Consider the following 19,484-nt stretch of genomic DNA (forward strand, 5'->3'; position numbering starts at 1 on the left):
TGGGAGTAAGAGAACATTGGATGCCGCAGCGATAATCAGCCTTTTCATTTTGGGTTCGGTCCTTGTAACCAGCAGTATTTTATTAAGTTCATTTTCATCGCGTCTCGGCATACCTATTCTTGTCATTTTCCTCGCCATCGGCATGCTGGCCGGCATTGATGGCATTGGCGGTATCCCTTTCGATAACTACCCTTTCGCCTACATGGTGAGTAACCTCGCGCTGGCGGTGATCCTGCTGGACGGCGGGATGCGCACCCAGGCGAGCTCCTTCCGCGTGGCCCTGGGGCCCGCGCTGTCGCTCGCCACGGTCGGCGTGCTGATTACCTCTGGCCTCACCGGAATGATGGCCGCGTGGCTTTTCCATCTCAATATCATGGAAGGTTTGCTGATTGGCGCGATTGTTGGCTCAACCGATGCGGCAGCAGTATTTTCCCTGCTTGGCGGAAAAGGGCTTAACGAACGCGTGGGCTCAACGCTTGAGATTGAATCCGGCAGTAACGATCCGATGGCGGTGTTTCTCACCATCACGCTTATCGAGATGATTCAGCAGCACGAAAGCGGGCTGAGCTGGACGTTTGCGTTACATATCCTGCAGCAGTTCGGCCTGGGGATTGTCATCGGCCTGACAGGGGGATATCTGCTCCAGCAGACGATCAACCGTATATCGCTTCCTCTGGGGCTTTACCCGCTGCTGGCGCTGAGCGGCGGCATTCTCATTTTTGCCGTCACTACCGCAGTGGACGGCAGCGGCATTCTCGCTGTCTACCTCTGCGGGTTCCTGATGGGCAACCGCCCTATTCGTAACCGGCATGCCATTTTGCAGAACTTCGACGGTCTGGCCTGGCTTGCGCAGATCGGCATGTTTCTGGTGCTGGGTCTTCTGGTAACGCCATCGGACCTGCTGCCGATCGCCGTTCCGGCGCTGCTGCTCTCTGCATGGATGATCTTCTTTGCCCGTCCGCTGTCGGTATTTGCAGGCCTGCTGCCGTTTCGTGGCTTCAACCTGCGCGAGCGGATCTTCATCAGCTGGGTGGGCCTGCGCGGCGCGGTGCCGATTATCCTTGCTGTGTTCCCGATGATGGCCGGTCTGGATAACGCGCGGCTGTTCTTTAACGTGGCGTTCTTCGTGGTGCTGATTTCGCTGCTGTTCCAGGGAACCTCGCTCGGGTGGGCGGCGAAAAAAGCCAAAGTGGTGGTCCCTCCCGTGGGCTGGCCGGTCTCCCGCGTGGGGCTCGACATTCATCCGGAGAACCCGTGGGAACAGTTCGTCTATCAGCTGAGCGCCGACAAATGGTGCGTGGGGGCTTCACTGCGCGATTTGCACATGCCGGCCGAAACGCGCATTGCCGCTCTGTTCCGCGACAACGTTCTGCTGCACCCTACCGGCAGCACCCGCCTGCGCGAAGGGGATATTCTCTGCGTGATTGGCCGCGAGCGCGACCTGCCCGCGCTGGGCAAACTGTTCAGCCAGTCGCCTCCGGTGGCGCTGGATCAGCGTTTCTTCGGCGATTTTATTCTGGAAGCCAGCGCCAGGTTTGCCGATGTCGCGCTGATCTACGGCCTGGATGAAGGTGCTGAAGACGGAGATAACCAGCAAACGCTAGGCGAAATCATCCAGCAGCGGCTTGGCGCTGCCCCGGTCGTGGGAGACCAGGTGGAGTTTGCCGGGATGATCTGGACCGTTGCCGAAAAAGAAGATAACGCGGTGCGGAAAGTCGGTTTGAGGCCGATGGAAGAGGAAGCGGAGTAGCGGTTTTTTTGCCGGGTGGCGGCTTCGCCTTACCCGGCAAAAAAACTTCGAACGTAGGTCGGGTAAGCGTTAGCGCCACCCGACACAAACATTCGTTACACCGTCACAACCGGCACTCTCGGTGCCAGCGCGCACATCAATTCGTACCCCACCGTGCCCGCCGCGGCAGCAACGTCATCAATCTTAATTTCGTTACCCCACAGCTCGACCGGCGAACCGATGCCCGCCTGCGGGCATGGCGTCAGGTCAACGGCCAGCATATCCATTGATATGGTGCCCACCGTTCCCGTGCGGACCCCATCGACCCACACAGGCGTGCCGGTCGGCGCGATGCGCGGGTAGCCGTCGGCATAGCCGCCCGCCACGATGCCAATCCGCTGCTCGCCCTTTGCCCGGTAGCGGCTGCCGTAGCCTACCGTGTCACCGGCCTTCAGCGTCTGCACGCCAATGATTTCACTGCGCAGGGTCATGACCGGCTTCAGGCCGCTGTTGGCGATATCCTGCCACTGGCCTGAGGGAGACGCGCCGTACAGAACGATCCCCGGACGCACCCAGTTATAGTGCGCCTCGGGATGCCACAGCGTGGCCGCCGAGTTCGACAGCGAGCGCGGGCAGTCCAGCCCTTCTGCCGCCTGCTCAATGCGGACCATGGCATCGGCAATCCCGTCGGGTTGTTCCGCGTCGGCAAAATGCGCCATCAGCGTCATTTCACCTACATTCTTCAGCGCGCGCAGCTGCTGCCAGACCGTATGCACCCGCTCAGGCTGGAAGCCCAGGCGGTTCATACCGCTGTTCACCTTGAGATAGATATCCAGCGGAGCATGGAGCTTCGCATCCTGAATCGCTTTAATCTGCCAGTTGCTATGCACGCTGGTGGTCAGCCGATACTTATCCAGCAGCGGCAGATCGTCGGCGTGGAAAAACCCTTCCAGCAGCAGAATAGGCCCTTTCCAGCCGCGCTCGCGCAGCAGAATGGCCTCTTCCAGATTAAGTAAGGCAAAACCATCGGTGGCGCTCAGGGCGCTCCAGATACGATCGATACCGTGGCCGTAGGCATTCGCTTTCACCACCGACCAGATGCGCGAACCAGGTGCCGCCCGACGAACAATTTGCAGATTATCCTTCAGGGCCTGCAGGTTCAGCTGGGCCAGAACAGGACGGGACATGACAGCTCCTTAGTTATGCGCGCCGTGCAAATGCTGTGGACGCGAAGGCGTAAACCCCGATTGATAGCGTGCGGCGCTTAAATCGTCAAACGGAATTGCCGGCGTGCGCCCGGAAATCAGGTCGCTCAGCAGTTGGCCCGATCCGCAGGCCATCGTCCAGCCAAGCGTGCCGTGTCCGGTATTGGTCCACAGGTTTTTAAACGGCGTGCGGCCCACGATCGGCGTGCCGTCGGGCGTCATTGGGCGCAGGCCGGTCCAGAACGTCGCCTGCTCCACAAAGCCACCGCGCGGGAAGAGATCGCCCACCACCATCTCCAGCGTTTCACGACGCGGCTGCAGCAGTTCGGTGTTGAAGCCGACAATCTCCGCCATGCCGCCTACGCGAATGCGGTTATCGAAGCGGGTAATGGCGATTTTGTAGGTTTCATCCAGAATGGTCGATACCGGAGCACCGCTCTCTTCTTTCACCGGAATGGTCAGCGAGTAGCCTTTTAGCGGGTAGACCGGAATGTCGAGAATGCCTTTCAGCATGGCAGTGGAGTACGAACCAAACGCCATCACGTAGGCATCGGCTTTGATCACCTCGTCGCCGCACTTCACGCCGTAAATTTTTTCCCCTTCCGACAGCAGCTTGTCGACAGAGGTGTTGAAGCGGAACTTCACCCCCGCCTGCTCGCACATTTGCGCCAGACGTTGCGTAAAGAGCTGGCAGTCGCCGGTTTCGTCATTCGGCAGGCGCAGGCCGCCCGTCAGCTTATGCGCCACTTCCGCCAGCGCCGGTTCAACCTGCCCTAACTGACTGGCTTCCAGCAGCTGATACGGTACGCCGGCATCTTCCAGCACGGCGATATCGCGGGTGGCATTTTCGTACTGTTGCTCGGTGCGGAAGAGCTGCAGCGTTCCGCCCTGACGGCCTTCGTACTCAATCCCCGTCGACGCGCGCAGCGCTTTCAGGCAGTCGCGGCTGTATTCCGCCAGGCGCACCATGCGCCCTTTGTTCTCCATGTAGTGGCGGGTGTCGCAGTTGCGCAGCATCTGCCACATCCACTTCAGCTGGAACTGCGTGCCGTCAAGGCTGATGGCCAGCGGCGCGTGGCGCTGGAACATCCATTTAATCGCTTTCAGCGGAACGCCCGGCGCAGCCCACGGAGCGGCATAGCCGGGAGAGATTTGCCCGGCGTTCGCCGCGCTGGTTTCGAGCGCCGGACCGGATTCACGATCGATAACGGTTACGTCATGTCCCGCCTGACTTAAATACCAGGCGCTGGTTACCCCAACGACACCACTTCCCAGTATGACAACACGCATAGCCACTCCATTATGTGCAAAAGAACAATCTTCTAATTACAGATTGATAACCTAGTTGAAAATATTATTCAACATATGACTTTTTTATGGTGACTTACCTCACACATCCCCCAGCATCAGGGGATAGTGCTAATTTGGGATCTCCTGCTGCGCGTTATTTTTAACCAGCATAATATGCTGATACATACCGTTTTTTTGCCGTATCAAAAACGCGAAATCGCAAAGAAAAAATTTCTGCCCCAGCACGCTTTTTAACACGTTGATCTATGCTTGAAAGGAGGCTCTCCAGACAGAGAGAGCACCCACAACGAGGGCGCGCTAATGGCTACTATTGATTCCCTGAACAAGGACAACACACGTCTGAGCGATGGACCCGACTGGACCTTCGAGCTGCTGGATGTTTACCTCGCCGAAATCGACCGGGTCGCAAAACTGTATCGTCTGGATACCTATCCCCATCAGATTGAAGTCATTACGTCCGAACAGATGATGGACGCCTACTCCAGCGTCGGGATGCCGATTAACTATCCACACTGGTCGTTTGGTAAAAAATTTATTGAAACGGAGCGGCTGTATAAGCACGGCCAGCAGGGTCTGGCGTATGAGATTGTCATTAACTCCAATCCGTGTATCGCCTATTTAATGGAAGAGAACACCATTACCATGCAGGCGCTGGTGATGGCGCACGCCTGCTACGGGCACAACTCCTTTTTCAAGAATAACTACCTGTTCCGCAGCTGGACGGATGCCAGCTCCATCGTCGATTACCTGATCTTCGCCCGTAAATATATTACCGACTGCGAAGAGCGCTACGGCGTGGACGAAGTGGAAAAACTGCTCGACTCCTGCCACGCGCTGATGAACTACGGCGTGGACCGCTACAAACGTCCGCAGAAAATCTCCCTGCAGGAGGAGAAAGCGCGACAAAAAAGCCGCGAAGAGTATCTGCAGAGCCAGGTGAACATGCTGTGGCGTACCCTGCCGAAACGTGAGGAAGAAAAAGCGGTCGCCGAAGCGCGTCGTTATCCGTCCGAGCCACAGGAAAACCTGCTCTATTTTATGGAGAAGAACGCCCCGCTGCTGGAGCCGTGGCAGCGTGAGATCCTGCGCATCGTGCGCAAGGTGAGCCAGTATTTCTATCCGCAAAAGCAGACGCAGGTGATGAACGAAGGCTGGGCGACCTTCTGGCACTACACCATCCTCAACCATCTGTATGACGAGGGTAAAGTTACCGAGCGCTTCATGATGGAATTCCTCCACAGCCATACCAACGTGGTGTTCCAGCCGCCCTACAACAGCCCGTGGTACAGCGGCATTAACCCGTATGCGCTTGGCTTTGCCATGTTCCAGGACATTAAGCGTATCTGCCAGTCGCCAACGGAAGAAGACAAGTACTGGTTCCCGGATATCGCCGGCTCTGACTGGCTGGAAACGCTGCACTTTGCGATGCGCGACTTCAAGGATGAGAGCTTCATCAGCCAGTTTATGTCGCCGAAGATCATGCGTGACTTCCGCTTCTTCACCGTGCTGGACGACGACCGTAACAACTATCTGGAGATCTCCGCAATCCACAACGAGGAGGGATACCGTGAGATCCGCTCTCGCCTCTCTTCCCAGTACAACCTGAGCAACCTTGAGCCGAATATTCAGGTGTGGAACGTGGATTTGCGCGGTGACCGCTCCCTGACGCTGCGCTATATCCCGCACAATCGCGCACCGCTGGATAAAGGGCGCAAAGAGGTGCTGAAGCATGTGCATCGCCTGTGGGGCTTTGACGTGCAGCTGGAGCAGCAGAATGAAGACGGGAGTGTCGAGCTGCTGGAACGCTGCCCGGCGCGGTTGAATACGCTGTAGTTTTTTTGCCGGGTGGCGGCTACGCCTTACCCGGCCTACGGGTTTTGTAGGCCCGGTAAGCGAAGCGCCACCGGGCGAAAAAAAACCTCTCATACGAGAGGTTTTTTATTTCAGCGGCTCTGAATCGCCAAATCGCCCGGCAGCGTTTTCTGCATGCGGTGCCAGATTTCACCGGAATCATGACCGTAGCGGCGCACCGTCTCATAAACCTGATCGTGCAGGCCTTCAGTACAGAGCTTGCTCAGCTTATGGTAGAAGCCCAGCGCCAGGCTACGCGCTTCCGGATTGGCAAAGTAGTGGCGGCCGATGCGGGTATAAAGCCCTTTCATACCGTTGAGGATCAGGCCATACACCGGGTTGCCGGAGGCAAACGCCAGGCCGCGAAACACGTTGTAATCGAGGGTGGCAAAAGCATCGGCGTGATCTTCCACCTCGTTCGCTGTGGCCAGCACCGCAAGGGCGTCTTCCGGATGCTGACGGAAAGCGGTACGAATAAAGATCGTCGCGATGTTGGTGCGAACGGAGAGCAGATTATCAATGAGCTGCGGCACGCTTTCATGGTCGAGACGCGCCAGCGTTTCAAGAATGTTCAGCCCGGACGTTTCCCAGAAGTTGTTTACTTTCGTCGGCTTGCCGTGCTGGATAGTCAACCAGCCATCGCGCGCCAGCCGCTGGAGCACTTCACGCAGCGTGGTGCGAGTGACGCCAATCAGTTCAGAGAGTTCGCGTTCAGCCGGAAGGATGGACCCCGCAGGGAAACGATTATTCCAGATGCTTTCAATGATGTACTCTTCCGCGAAACCCGCCGGGCTCTGCGCCTTAATGACCATAGTGAGATTTCCATTACACAGCTTTAGCAAATTGGACTCATCATACCAGAGGCAGCCAGTGGCAGGTAGCACGGCAAAGAGAGAAAAGAGGGATCGCCGTTTCATTTTTGTGAAATTTACAATGCAGCCTTATCCGCCTCCAGACCGCGATTTTTGCGTATACTGATGTTTTGTCTTACTTGACGGGGATGGACGTCTGTCGTGGAAATTTCTTTTGGGCGCGCACTGTGGCGCAACTTTTTAGGCCAGTCTCCGGACTGGTACAAACTTATACTTCTGGTGTTCCTGGTCGTTAACCCCCTCCTCTTTAGCGTAAACCCGTTCATTGCCGGGTGGCTGCTGGTGGCGGAGTTTATCTTCACCCTGGCCATGGCGCTGAAATGTTATCCGCTTTTGCCGGGCGGACTGCTGGCGTTTGAGGCCGTCATCATCGGCATGACCCGCGCCGAGCATGTCAAAGCCGAGCTGGCATCCAATCTCGAAGTGCTTCTGCTGCTGATGTTTATGGTGGCGGGCATCTACTTTATGAAACAGCTGCTGCTGTTTATCTTCACGCGCCTGCTGCTCAGCATTCCGTCGAAAATGTTCCTCTCGCTGGCGTTTTGCCTGGCGGCAGCCTTCCTGTCGGCCTTCCTGGATGCGCTGACGGTCGTCGCGGTGGTGATAAGCGTAGCGGTGGGGTTTTACGGTATTTATCACCGTGTGGCCTCCTCTCGTCCGGGCGAGGATTTGCAGGATGACAGCCACGTCGATGCGCATAATCGTGAGGTACTGGAACAGTTTCGCGCCTTCCTGCGCAGCCTGATGATGCATGCTGGCGTCGGTACCGCGCTGGGCGGCGTGATGACGATGGTGGGCGAGCCGCAAAACCTGATCATTGCCAAAGCGGCGGGCTGGCACTTCGGTGAGTTCTTCCTGAGAATGGCGCCGGTGAGCGTACCGGTGCTTTTCTGCGGGCTGGCGACCTGTCTGTTGGTGGAGAAGTTTCGCCTCTTTGGCTATGGGGCCCAGCTCCCGGAGCCGGTACGTCAGGAGCTGCATAAATTCGATCTGCAGAGCCGACGCCAGCGGACGCGCCAGGAGACGCTGCGTCTGATTGCCCAGGGGATCATCGGCATCTGGCTGATCGCGGCGCTGGCGTTCCATCTTGCCGAAGTTGGGCTGATTGGCCTGTCGGTCATTATTCTCGCCACCACCTTTACCGGCGTGACAGACGAGCATGCCATCGGTAAGGCGTTTACCGAAGCCCTGCCGTTTACCGCCCTGCTGGCGGTGTTCTTTGCCGTCGTGGCGGTGATAATCGACCAGCATCTGTTCGCGCCGATTATTGCCTTTGTCTTAAAGGCATCGCCGGATGCTCAGCTGTCGCTGTTTTACCTGTTCAACGGCCTGCTCTCGTCGATCTCAGATAACGTCTTCGTCGGGACGGTCTATATCAACGAGGCCAAAGCGGCTATGGAGCAAGGCGTTATCAGCGCCGGACAGTTTGAGCTGCTGGCCGTGGCAATCAATACCGGCACCAACCTGCCATCGGTGGCGACGCCAAACGGCCAGGCCGCCTTCCTGTTCCTCCTGACCTCCGCCCTCGCGCCGCTCATACGACTTTCTTATGGCAGGATGGTGTGGATGGCGCTGCCCTATACGCTGGTGCTCACGATCGTGGGATTGCTTTGCGTCAAAATTACCCTCATTCCCTGTACGCAATGGTTGATACAAGCGGGTATACTTGCGGCGCAATAAACACTGCATCTCGGGCAGTTCGCTGCCCGTTTGCCTTTTCGCACGATAAACATCCAATTACGTTTTATTTCGCCAGGTACAGGTGGCGCGAAAAACGAATTCGTTTACACTGCGATTTCTAAGCATGTTCCAGGGAAATGATTATGTTGAGATTTTTAAACCAGTGCTCCCGCGGTCGCGGAGCGTGGTTGTTAATGGCCCTGACCGCCTTTGCGCTGGAAATGGTCGCGCTGTGGTTCCAGCATGTAATGGGACTCAAACCTTGCGTGCTTTGTATTTATGAACGCTGCGCACTGTTCGGCATTATGGGTGCGGGCCTGGTGGGCGCGATTGCCCCAAAATCGCCGCTTCGCTATGCCGGTATTGCCATCTGGATATACAGCGCCTGGAAAGGGATTGAACTCTCCTGGCAGCACACCATGATGCAATTGCATCCGTCACCGTTTATGACCTGTGATTTTGCCGCCCGCTTCCCGAGCTGGCTGCCGCTGGACAAATGGCTGCCGCAGGTGTTTGTCGCATCCGGTGACTGCTCCGTTCGTCAGTGGGAATTCCTGACGCTGGAGATGCCGCAGTGGCTGGTGGGTATTTTTGCCGCCTACTTCGTCGTGGCGCTGCTGGTGCTGATTGCCCAGCCGTTCAAACCGAAAAAACGCGATTTGTTCGGAAGGTAAAAGCAAAACGGCAACCTCGGTTGCCGTTTTTAGTGTTTGCGCCCTCTCCCGTGGGAGAGGGTTGGGCTGAGGGCATTAGGCCGCACAAACACAAATAAAAAACCCGCCTCGGCGGGTTTTTTAATCTCAACGGGTCGGGTGGTTCATGATGTGGTCTTCCCAGTCACGCACTTCGGACTCTTTCACCGCGATGTGGCGCACTGAAATGCGCTCACCGTGCATCGCCGCTTTTGAACCGGTTAACAGCGGATGCCAGTCAGGCAGACCTTTCCCTTCCGCCAGCAGGCGATACGCGCAGGTATGCGGCAGCCATTCAAAGGTGGGCAAATTATCCCGGGTTAACTTGATGCAGTCCGGCTCAAACTCGAAGCGGCGCTCATAGTTACGGCACTGGCAGGTCTTTATGTTTAGCTGCTTGCAGGCAACGTTGGTGAAGTAAATCTCGTCCGTATCTTCATCCATCAGCTTATGCAGGCAGCACTGACCGCAGCCGTCGCATAAGGATTCCCATTCCGCGTCCGTCATGTCGTCGAGAGTTTTGCTTTGCCAGAAAGGGATGTCGTTCATCAGGATGTCCACACGTCAAAAGAAAGCGCACCTTATAACGAGTCTGGCACGTCGATGCAAGTTTTGCCGCCCTTTTCAGGCGGCAAGAGGAGGTTACAGCACGCGGGTTTTCAGCGACAGGCCGTTAAAACCGACCTCAAGCTCGTCACCGCTGAGCAGCGGGCCAACACCTTCTGGGGTTCCGGTCAGGATCACATCGCCCGGCTTCAGGGTAAAGAAGCGGCTCATGTAGGCGATCAGCGGCACAATCTTATGGATCATGTCTGCCGTGGTCCCCTGCTGGCGGATTTCACCATTAACCTTCAGGCTGAGCGGGGTGTCCTGCGGATCGCCGGTAAATTCGCTCACCGGCACAAACGCCGAGATCGGGCAGGAATTATCAAACCCTTTGGCTTTTTCCCAAGGCTGCCCGGCTTTCTTCATTTTGCCCTGCACGTCACGTAGCGTCAGATCCAGCGCCACGCCGTAGCCGGCAATCGCTTTCTGAACATGATCTTCGGAGGCCTGACGCAGCGTTGCGCCGATCAGCACGGCGAGTTCAACTTCGTGGTGCACCGAGCCCAGCCCCTGCGGCAGGGCCAGCGGCTGGCGGATATCGCAAAGCGCCGTTTCAGGCTTAATGAACAGAACCGGCTCTTCTGGCGTCGCGCTGCCCATCTCCTGAATATGTTTTGCATAGTTGCTGCCCACGCAGACGACTTTGCTGACGGGATAATCCAGTAATGCACCTTGCCAGTTGTGATGTTGATACATGGTCGACCCCTAAACGGTTGATGTATTGTGCCCAAAAACAGTTGAGACTATTTTTTACCGTTCGCCTCAAGATGCTGTTTTAATAAATTCTCGGGTGGCGGTGGAAGCTGTAAATAATAGCCTTGCTCGGCTAAGGCCGTTTTTACTTTATCCAGATCGGCATTAATCAGTTTCTTACGACCATCAAGCGGCAGCAGCATCGCCAGCTGTGGTCGGCCAAAGTTCTTCATTAATTCTTCAGGCACGCGCGAAAAATCGTCTTTCTTTTCGACATAAAGATAGGTCTGGTCACGGCTTGTACTTCTGTAGATCACACAAAACATGTTTTTACTCTGAATTAATGGGTGGTTGCTTGCCTCAATATACTCCTGACTATAACATGCCTGATACTCTTCGGAATATCGCAGCGAGTGGTTGCGGTTAATAGCAAATTGAGTAAGGCCAGGATGTCAAACACGCCCATCGAGCTTAAAGGCAGTAGCTTCACCTTATCAGTGGTACATTTGCATGATGCAAAACCCGAGGTTATTCGTCAGGCGTTAGAGGACAAAATCGCCCAGGCTCCCGCCTTTCTGAAGCACGCCCCTGTTGTTATCAACGTTAGCGGTCTTGAGGCTCCGGTTAACTGGAAACTTCTCCAGCAGGCCGTCTCCTCGACCGGACTGCGTATCGTGGGCATCAGCGGCTGCAAAGATACTGAGCTGAAAGCGGAAATTGAGCGTGCGGGGCTGCCTCTTCTGAATGAGGGCAAAGAAAAAGCCTCGCGTGCGGCACCCGTTGCCGTGCAAACGCCCCCTCCTGCGGTGCAAAACGTTACTACCGTCACAAAAACGCGAATGATTGATGTGCCGGTTCGTTCCGGTCAGCGCATTTATGCACCAAACTGTGATCTGATTGTTACAAGCCACGTCAGTGCTGGCGCTGAGCTGATTGCAGATGGCAACATTCACGTATACGGTATGATGCGTGGACGTGCGCTCGCGGGTGCAAGTGGCGATCGAGACGCGCAAATATTTTGTACTCACCTGACGGCGGAACTGGTGTCCATCGCAGGTGAATATTGGCTGAGCGACAAGATCCCAGCCGAATTTTATGGCAAAGCGGCTCGCCTGCTTCTGGCAGACGACGCGTTGACCGTTCAACCGTTGAATTGATCCCTTTTTAACAAGGAATTTCTATGGCACGCATTATTGTTGTTACTTCGGGTAAAGGAGGCGTTGGCAAGACCACCTCCAGCGCGGCCATCGCTACTGGTTTGGCCCAGAAGGGAAAGAAAACCATCGTTATCGACTTCGATATCGGTCTGCGTAACCTCGACCTCATCATGGGATGTGAGCGTCGCGTCGTGTATGACTTCGTGAACGTCATTCAGGGCGATGCCACGCTGAACCAGGCGATGATTAAAGACAAGCGCACCGAGAACCTCTACATTCTCCCGGCCTCTCAGACGCGTGACAAAGACGCCCTGACCCGTGAAGGAGTGGAAAAGGTGCTCGATGAGCTGAAAAAAATGGATTTCGACTTCATCGTCTGCGACTCCCCTGCCGGCATCGAAACCGGTGCCCTGATGGCACTGTACTTCGCTGATGAAGCGATCATCACCACTAACCCTGAAGTTTCATCCGTGCGTGACTCAGACCGCATTCTGGGGATCCTCGCCTCTAAATCCCGTCGTGCGGAAAATGGCGAAGACCCGATTAAAGAACACCTGCTGCTCACCCGCTACAATCCGGGCCGCGTGAACAAAGGTGACATGCTGAGCATGGAAGACGTGCTGGAGATCCTGCGCATTAAGCTGGTGGGCGTTATCCCGGAAGATCAGTCCGTGTTACGCGCTTCTAACCAGGGCGAGCCAGTGATCCTTGATACATTGGCAGATGCAGGTAAAGCTTACGCCGATACCGTTGACCGTCTGCTGGGAGAAGAACGTCCTTTCCGCTTCATTGAAGAAGAGAAGAAAGGTTTCCTCAAACGCCTGTTCGGAGGATAAGTTATGGCATTACTGGACTTTTTTCTCTCGCGGAAAAAGAACACCGCCAACATCGCAAAAGAACGTCTGCAAATTATCGTTGCGGAGCGTCGTCGTAGCGACGCCGAGCCTCACTACCTGCCGCAGCTGCGTAAGGACATCCTGGAAGTGATCTGTAAGTACGTGCAGATTGACCCGGAGATGGTGACGGTGCAGCTGGAACAAAAAGACGGGGATATTTCGATTCTGGAGCTGAACGTTACGCTCCCGGAAGCGGAAGAGTCACGTTAATCCGTTTGTGGTTTTGTAGGCCGGGCAAGCGTCGTGCCGCCCGGCAATCTCCCCGGTGGCGCTACGCTTACCGGGGCTACACTTCTTTAGCGTGGGTATGCTTCCAGCAGCGTATTCAGGCGATCGGCCATCAATTTCCCGCGCCACCCCGCCATCATTTCCGGTACGCCATTCTGCGGCTTCAGCTTCCAGTGCCAGTTCAGCAGCTGGTTAATCTGACGACGTGAGGCGAGCAGTTCAGCGCTTAGCTTGCTTTCCGCTGCAACGTTCTGCACCAGCGCTTTGATATCCTTAAACGCTTTGCGATAGCCCGGCATATCCATCAGGTTCAGCAGCGGTTCCGGCAGCGCATCTTCCGGCAGCTCCTGCGCTTTTGCGACCAGCGCCAGCAGGGTTTTGCCGTGGAAGCGGATCTCGCTGCCCGAAAGCCCAATGCTGTCCAGCTCGCCCAGGCTGCCCGGCATATAGCGCGCCACCGCCCAGAGATGTTCTTCGCGAACCACAAAGTTAACGGCCAGATCGCGCTCGCGCGCTTTACGCAAACGCCAGTCTGCCAGCAGCTGCAGGCACGCCAGCTGACGCGTACGCAGCTGCCAGGCGTTGCTTATGTCGCGCCAGGCCTCTTTCGGGTCAACCACTTCCTGACGACGCTGCTGGGTCATACGACACTCGTCGAGCGCCGCAGGCAGCCATCCGGAGGCTTCTGCCTCTTTCATTAACTGTCCGGCAATCGGCAGCAGGTAAAACACGTCTGCCGCCGCATACTCCAGCTGACGCTCAGTTAGCGGACGCGCCAGCCAGTCGGTACGGGATTCACTTTTATCCAGCGTCAGGCCCGTATACTCCTCTACCATGGCAGCAAAGCCCCATGAGAGCGGACGATTGCTGAATGCCGCGAGGATCTGCGTGTCAATCAGCGGCTGAGGCATGATGCCAAAGGTGTTCAGAAAGACTTCCAGATCTTCACTGCCTGCGTGCAGGTATTTCGTCACGGCGGTATCAAGCAGCAGGTCACGCATCGGCGTCCAGTCGGTAATGCCGAGAGGATCGATCAGTGACACGTGTTTACCGTCGTACATCTGAATCAAACCCAGCTGCGGATAATAGGTCCGGGTACGGACAAACTCGGTATCCAGGGCAATGGCAGGAAAGTCGCGCGTCACTTCGCACAGCGAAGCCAGCTCGTCGTTGGTCGTGATCATCTGGTAATTCAAAACGGGTTCTCTTTTGTTTGCGCCCATAAAAAACGCCGGCTTAACCGGCGTCTGGGCGATTAGCGTGAAGCTCAGGCCTTATTGTCTACTTTGCCACGGGCTTCGTCACGTAATTCTCGTCGTAATATCTTCCCGACGTTGGATTTCGGCAGCTCGTCGCGGAATTCCACCAGCTTCGGCACCTTGTAGCCCGTCAGCTGACGACGACAAAACGTTACCAGCGCTTCCTCGGTGAGAGAAGGATCTTTCTTGACCACAAATATCTTCACCGCTTCACCGCTGCTGCCGGAAGGCACGCCGACTGCCGCCACTTCGAGCACGCCGCTGTGCTGCATAACCACGTCTTCGATCTCATTCGGATAGACGTTGAAACCGGAGACCAGGATCATGTCTTTCTTACGATCGACGATGCGCAGGAAGCCCTCGTCATCCATCACCGCAATATCACCGGTGTGCAGCCAGCCGTCTTTGATGATTTCGTCGGTCGCATCGGGGCGCTGCCAGTAGCCCAGCATCACCTGCGGACCTTTAACGCACAGCTCCCCCGGCTCGCCCGGCGCGACTTCGTTATCGTTATCATCGACCAGTTTCGCTTCAGTGGAAGGAACGGGCAAACCAATGCTTCCGCTGTGATAGTCGATGTCATGCGGGTTAACGCTGACCAGCGGCGCGCATTCCGTCAGGCCATAGCCCTCCAGCAAATACTGACCGGTGAGCTTCACCCAGCGCTCGGCGACCGCCTGCTGAACCGGCATGCCGCCGCCCGCAGAGAGATGCAGCGTGGAGAAGTCCAGCTGCTGGAACTCTTTGTTATTCAGCAGCGCGTTAAACAGGGTATTTACCCCGGTCATGGCGGTGAACGGGTATTTCGCCAGCTCTTTCACCAGGCCCGGGATATCGCGCGGGTTGGTGATGAGGATGTTCTGACCACCCAGTTCAATAAACAGCAGGCAGTTCATGGTCAACGCAAAGATGTGATACAGCGGAAGCGCGGTGATCACCACTTCTTTGCCCGGATGCAGCAGCGGCCCGTAGGTGGCGTTTACCTGTTCAAGGTTTGCCAGCATATTGCGGTGGGTAAGCATGGCCCCTTTGGCGACGCCGGTGGTCCCGCCTGTGTATTGCAGAAACGCAAGATCTTCCGCGACCACTTCGGGTTTCACATACTGCATACGGTAACCCGCATGCAGCGCGCGGCGGAAGGAGATGGCGTCCGGCAGATGGTATTTTGGCACCAGACGTTTGACGTATTTGACGACAAAGTTAACCAGCGTGCCTTTGGCGGTGGAGAGCTGGTCCCCCATGCGCGTCAGGATGACGTGTTTCACCTGGGTTTTGTCGACCACCTTTTCCAGCGTATGGGCAAAGTTGGACACAATGACAATCGCAACCGCGCCGCTGTCGTTCAGCTGATGCTCCAGCTCGCGCGGGGTATACAGCGGGTTGACGTTGACGACGATCATCCCGGCACGCAGGATACCGAACAGCGCCACCGGGTATTGCAGCAGGTTCGGCATCATCAGCGCGACGCGATCCCCTTTTTGCAGCCCCAGCCCTTCCTGCAGATACGCCGCAAACGCCCGGCTGCGCTCCTCCAGCTTACGGAACGTCATCACCTCGCCCATATTCACAAATGCGGGCTGGTCCGCGTAGCGCCTTACCGAGTGTTCAAATAATTCCACCAGGGATTGATAACGGTCAGGATTGATCTCAGCAGGAACATCTGCGGGATAACGGTTAAGCCAAACCTTCTTCAATGCATCACCTCTGAAATGAGTGTTCGTCGTCATCACAACCCCGATAATAAACAGTTTGTTAACATTATATTAACTCAGCGTACCAGTTTATTAATTGTTCAGATTTAAGGTTGCGAAGCGCGTCACTCTTTTTTTTCGTTTTATCCGTAAAAAAACAGAGACAGCGGCTGAGCCGCTGTCCCTTTTCTAACAATAACAGTAAGTTACTCAGTAACGATCGTCTGAACCTGTGCAGGGCCCGGGTTGTACCAACCCCAGCCCGGGTAGCCATAACGATAAGGATGTGGACCCCACATCCACGGATCCATCGGCTGAGGCGGCATGATCACCTGCTGTGCCAGCCGCCAGCGTTTATACCCGTTGACCTGCATGGTCATAAATTTGTACGGCGTGTTGCCGATTTTGCCCTGCACGGCGCCGGTAATCGGCCCGACGACGGTCACCAGCTGTCCGCGGAAATCGACCGGATCGAGGAAACCGCTGACGTCCGCATAGATACGTCCCCGGGAGGCCTCGCCCAGTACAGGCCGCGCGCCGCTGTCCAGCGGAACGGTGGCGATCTCCAGACGGGTTTTCCCCTGCTGGTTTTGTACGTCTATGACCTTACCGCCAAAGCGTGCTTCCTGGCCGACGTACAGCTCAGGGGCATTCATCACCCGAACCAGATCCTGCTGTGGCGTCGGGCTGCTGCCCTTAATCGCATCAGGAACGGAAACGCATCCGCTCAGTGCTATGGCAACTGCGCCTGCCATAATAAGGCGTACTACTTTAGTCTGAACCGCCATGATGCGACTCCTTTTTCTCAGTTCCTGTTACTGAGATTCACTCGCGGCCCGGAAGTTTCTTCCACGCGACGGTGTTTCGCAAATAAACCGGTTCCGCCTGTTCAACGGCCACGGTTTTTCCTGCTGCGAGCAGCTGGCTGGCAATCGGAAGCATATCTTCCGCAGCCGGCAGCAGCATGTTGCCGTCCACCAGCGTCAACCCGGTGTCGTTCGCCATCTCAGGCCACGCTGGCCAGCCCGTGCCGACGGTCGCCCACTCGCCGGACAGCTGCTTCAGTCGTTCTGTCACCGCTTCTGGCTTAAGCACGGCTTCCGTCTCTTCGCCGTGCCACACGCCCTGCTCGTCGCGGGTGTATTCGGCCCAGTAGACTTCGCCCATGCGGGCATCAATCGCTGCCAGGACGCGCGTTGCCCCGGTCATGCGCCATGCGCCCTGTGCCATGGTGGCGAGGGTAGAGACGCCGATCATCGGCAGTTCGGCGCCCAGCGCCAGCCCCTGAGCAATGCCAATCCCGATACGTACGCCCGTAAAGCTGCCGGGGCCGCGGCCAAAGGCCAGCGCGTCGAGGTCGGTTAAGGAGGTGTTGCCCTGGGTTAAAATGGCTTTTACCAGGGGCAGAATGCGTTGGGTGTGTTCCCGGGGGCACTCTTCGAAATGGGCAGAAACAGTACCGTCGTTCAACAGGGCAACAGAGCAAGCCTCTGTCGCGGTATCAATAGCCAGAATTCGCATCAGTCGTCGCGCTCTCGCAAGGGTCAGTCACAAAATGGCGCGCATCTTAGCACACTCCGGGGTAAATTACTCCGCCGTTGGGTTTGCCAGGAAACGCACCGCGCGTTTTATGTCCCGCGTCCGCGGCGCGGGCGGCAGGCTTGCGAGGAAAGTCGCACCGTAAGGACGCATCACCAGCCGGTTATCGCAGATGACCAGCACGCCGCGATCGGTGACGTCACGGATTAAGCGCCCTACCCCTTGCTTAAGCGTGATGACCGCATCCGGCAGCTGTACCTCGTCAAACGGATCGCCGCCGCGCAGACGGCAGTCTTCCATCCGCGCCTTCAGCAGCGGATCGTCCGGGGAGGTAAACGGCAGCTTATCAATGATCACCAGCGAAAGCGTGTCACCGCGCACGTCCACCCCTTCCCAGAAGCTGCTGGTTGCTACCAGCAGGGCATTACCGGCGCTGACAAACTGCTGCAGCAGCTGGCCTTTGCTGGTTTCGCCCTGCAGCAGCACCGGTAAGGTCATCGTGGCACGGAACTGCTCGGCGAGATCGCGCATCATGGCGTGGGAGGTGCAGAGCATAAAGCAGCGGCCGTTGTTGGCCTCGATCATCGGTTTTAGCATTGCAGCCAGATGGCGCGCCGCACCCGGCTGGTTCGGCAGCGGCAGATTACGGGGAACGCAGAGCAGCGCCTGTTTTTCGTAGTCGAACGGGCTGGGCAGGAGCAGCGATTCCGCCTGCTCAATGCCGAGGCGCTCGGTGAAGTGGTGCAGATCGTCATTCACCGACAGGGTTGCCGAGGTAAAGATCCAGCTTCCCGGCTTTTGCGCCATCACCTCTTTGAATTTATCCGCCACCGTCAGCGGCGTGAGCGCCAGCGTGAAATGCCGCGAGGTGCACTCATACCAGTAGCTGTACCCCGGCTGGTTGATCTCTTTCAGCCGTTTGAGCCGACCACGATAGAGCGTAGCGCGCTCGAAGGCCGCATCCAGCAGCGCGGAGCGCCCGAGGGACAGTTTCGCCACGTCGTAGCAGAGCTCCAGGGCGTCATCGAGCAGCAGCAGCGCGCGCTGGATGTTTTTGTCCGCCAGCAGCTCGCGCAGGTTGCCGCGATAGCCCGGCTCGCCGAGCTGTAAACGGAAATCCTGCGCGCTCTGTGCCAGACGGTCGGCGCACTTCTGCAACTGCTGGGTATCTTTGAGTTCGGTCCGGTACGCAATGGTGAAATCTTTCGCCAGATCCTGCAGCTGGCGGCTGGAGAGCGACTGACCGAAGTACTGGCTGGCGATATCCGGAAGCTGGTGCGCTTCATCAAAGATCATCACGTCCGCCTCGGGGATCAGCTCGCCGAAACCGCTGTCCTTGACCACCATATCCGCGAGAAACAGGTGATGGTTTACCACCACGACGTCGGCGTCCATCGCCGTTTTGCGCGCTTTCACCACGAAGCAGTCTTTATACAGCGGGCAGTCGCTGCCGAGGCAGTTGTCGTTGGTGCTGGTCACCAGCGGCCAGGCCGGGGAATCTTCCGGCACGCTCGCGCAGGTGCTGATATCGCCCTCTTCGGTCTGGTTCGCCCATGACCGAAGGATAATGACGTCGCTCAGCGTCTGTACCGGCAGGTCGCCGCCCGCCAGCGCCTGCTGCTCAAGGCGCTCCAGGCAGAGATAGTTGGAGCGCCCCTTCAGCAGGGCCAGACGTCCCTTGTATTTCAGCGCCTTAGCTACCGTGGGCAAATCGCGGCTGTAGAGCTGATCCTGCAGCGCTTTTGAACCGGTGGAAATAATCACCTTCTTTTTCGCCCGCAGCGCCGGCGCAAGGTAAGCATAGGTTTTACCCGTGCCGGTACCGGCTTCAACCACCAGCGGCTGAGCCTTATCGATGGCGCGTGCAACGGCGTGCGCCATCTGTCGCTGAGGCTCACGGGGTTTGAAGCCGGGGATAGCCTGCGCTAATTGACCTTCAGGGGAAAAATCGTCTGCCACGGTGCTCTCTCACTGTATTTTTGCACAGGGATTATGTCAGCCCATCCTCTCATGTGCCACCCCAAATAGTGACGACAGGAGAACAATATGGCAGTCTTGCCGCCTGATGACGAAAA

18 protein-coding genes are annotated in these 19,484 nt (G+C 56.9%); 7 read left to right on the forward strand and 11 right to left on the reverse strand.

What is annotated here, in order from left to right; genetic code table 11:
- Positions 1–16: 16 nt before the first annotated feature.
- Positions 17–1,750 (forward strand): potassium/proton antiporter, encoded by a 1,734-nt coding sequence (locus AC4IC4_RS13690; RefSeq protein WP_157189357.1) that lies wholly within the window; start codon positions 17–19, stop codon positions 1,748–1,750.
- A gap of 95 nt (positions 1,751–1,845) precedes the next feature.
- Here the strand turns inward: AC4IC4_RS13690 and dadX are convergent, their stop codons facing one another.
- Entirely contained in the window at positions 1,846–2,916 is a 1,071-nt protein-coding gene (gene dadX, locus AC4IC4_RS13695; protein ID WP_491471336.1) for a catabolic alanine racemase DadX, read from the reverse strand.
- Positions 2,917–2,925: 9 nt separating this feature from the next.
- Positions 2,926–4,224 (reverse strand): D-amino acid dehydrogenase, encoded by a 1,299-nt coding sequence (locus AC4IC4_RS13700; RefSeq protein ID WP_032647721.1) that lies wholly within the window; start codon positions 4,222–4,224, stop codon positions 2,926–2,928.
- A 321-nt stretch (positions 4,225–4,545) separates the two neighbouring features.
- On the opposite strand from AC4IC4_RS13700, the gene AC4IC4_RS13705 reads away from it, so the two are divergent.
- Positions 4,546–6,078 (forward strand): SpoVR family protein, encoded by a 1,533-nt coding sequence (locus AC4IC4_RS13705; protein WP_024909810.1) that lies wholly within the window; start codon positions 4,546–4,548, stop codon positions 6,076–6,078.
- Positions 6,079–6,188: 110 nt separating this feature from the next.
- Here AC4IC4_RS13705 and fadR read toward each other — a convergent pair whose 3' ends face one another.
- The gene (gene fadR, locus AC4IC4_RS13710; protein WP_024909809.1) at positions 6,189–6,908 is read right to left on the reverse strand and encodes a fatty acid metabolism transcriptional regulator FadR; all 720 of its coding nucleotides are present in this window, start codon (positions 6,906–6,908) and stop codon (positions 6,189–6,191) included.
- Positions 6,909–7,109: 201 nt separating this feature from the next.
- Here fadR and nhaB point away from each other — a divergent pair, with 201 nt between their 5' ends.
- Together nhaB and dsbB are read left to right on the forward strand one after the other, a co-directional pair.
- Positions 7,110–8,648 (forward strand): Na(+)/H(+) antiporter NhaB, encoded by a 1,539-nt coding sequence (nhaB, locus tag AC4IC4_RS13715; protein WP_491471337.1) that lies wholly within the window; start codon positions 7,110–7,112, stop codon positions 8,646–8,648.
- Between the two features lie 143 nt (positions 8,649–8,791).
- A complete protein-coding gene (dsbB, locus tag AC4IC4_RS13720) occupies positions 8,792–9,322 on the forward strand; it encodes a disulfide bond formation protein DsbB (RefSeq protein ID WP_024909807.1) in 531 nt (176 codons plus the stop codon).
- 126 nt (positions 9,323–9,448) lie between these two features.
- On the opposite strand, the gene ycgN is transcribed toward dsbB, so the two are convergent.
- The 3 genes from ycgN to AC4IC4_RS13735 all read right to left on the reverse strand — a co-directional run bounded on the left by ycgN (position 9,449) and on the right by AC4IC4_RS13735 (position 10,965).
- On the reverse strand, positions 9,449–9,889 hold the full coding sequence (gene ycgN / locus AC4IC4_RS13725; RefSeq protein ID WP_024909872.1) for a cysteine cluster protein YcgN: 441 nt from the start codon (positions 9,887–9,889) through the stop codon (positions 9,449–9,451).
- 93 nt (positions 9,890–9,982) lie between these two features.
- Positions 9,983–10,642 (reverse strand): fumarylacetoacetate hydrolase family protein, encoded by a 660-nt coding sequence (locus AC4IC4_RS13730; RefSeq protein ID WP_048992179.1) that lies wholly within the window; start codon positions 10,640–10,642, stop codon positions 9,983–9,985.
- A 47-nt stretch (positions 10,643–10,689) separates the two neighbouring features.
- Entirely contained in the window at positions 10,690–10,965 is a 276-nt protein-coding gene (locus tag AC4IC4_RS13735; RefSeq protein WP_029742143.1) for a YcgL domain-containing protein, read from the reverse strand.
- Between the two features lie 123 nt (positions 10,966–11,088).
- On the opposite strand from AC4IC4_RS13735, the gene minC reads away from it, so the two are divergent.
- Genes minC through minE form a run of 3 tightly spaced genes read left to right on the forward strand, consistent with a single transcriptional unit; the run spans position 11,089 to position 12,902 of the window.
- Entirely contained in the window at positions 11,089–11,796 is a 708-nt protein-coding gene (gene minC / locus AC4IC4_RS13740) for a septum site-determining protein MinC (RefSeq protein ID WP_023312186.1), read from the forward strand.
- Positions 11,797–11,819: 23 nt separating this feature from the next.
- Positions 11,820–12,632, forward strand: a complete 813-nt coding sequence (gene minD, locus AC4IC4_RS13745; protein ID WP_024909869.1) for a septum site-determining protein MinD — start codon at positions 11,820–11,822, stop codon at positions 12,630–12,632.
- A 3-nt stretch (positions 12,633–12,635) separates the two neighbouring features.
- Positions 12,636–12,902, forward strand: a complete 267-nt coding sequence (minE, locus tag AC4IC4_RS13750; protein ID WP_024909868.1) for a cell division topological specificity factor MinE — start codon at positions 12,636–12,638, stop codon at positions 12,900–12,902.
- Positions 12,903–12,988: 86 nt separating this feature from the next.
- Here the strand turns inward: minE and rnd are convergent, their stop codons facing one another.
- From rnd to yoaA, 5 genes are all read right to left on the reverse strand, one after another.
- Positions 12,989–14,116 carry a ribonuclease D gene (gene rnd / locus AC4IC4_RS13755; protein ID WP_267217034.1) on the reverse strand — a complete coding sequence of 376 codons (1,128 nt, stop codon included), beginning with the start codon at positions 14,114–14,116 and terminating at the stop codon, positions 12,989–12,991.
- A 71-nt stretch (positions 14,117–14,187) separates the two neighbouring features.
- Complete coding sequence (fadD, locus tag AC4IC4_RS13760; protein ID WP_073961507.1) at positions 14,188–15,873, reverse strand: long-chain-fatty-acid--CoA ligase FadD; 1,686 nt, start codon at positions 15,871–15,873, stop codon at positions 14,188–14,190.
- A gap of 203 nt (positions 15,874–16,076) precedes the next feature.
- On the reverse strand, positions 16,077–16,658 hold the full coding sequence (locus AC4IC4_RS13765) for a Slp family lipoprotein (protein ID WP_061714891.1): 582 nt from the start codon (positions 16,656–16,658) through the stop codon (positions 16,077–16,079).
- Between the two features lie 37 nt (positions 16,659–16,695).
- Positions 16,696–17,391, reverse strand: coding sequence for a tRNA (adenosine(37)-N6)-threonylcarbamoyltransferase complex dimerization subunit type 1 TsaB (gene tsaB, locus AC4IC4_RS13770; protein WP_491471338.1), 696 nt, complete (start codon positions 17,389–17,391; stop codon positions 16,696–16,698).
- Between the two features lie 66 nt (positions 17,392–17,457).
- Positions 17,458–19,368: a DNA repair helicase YoaA gene (yoaA, locus tag AC4IC4_RS13775; protein ID WP_024909863.1), complete on the reverse strand. Its 1,911-nt coding sequence runs from the start codon at positions 19,366–19,368 to the stop codon at positions 17,458–17,460.
- Between the last annotated feature and the right edge of the window lie 116 nt (positions 19,369–19,484).

This window comes from Enterobacter sp. Taxon_2, assembly GCF_058355295.1.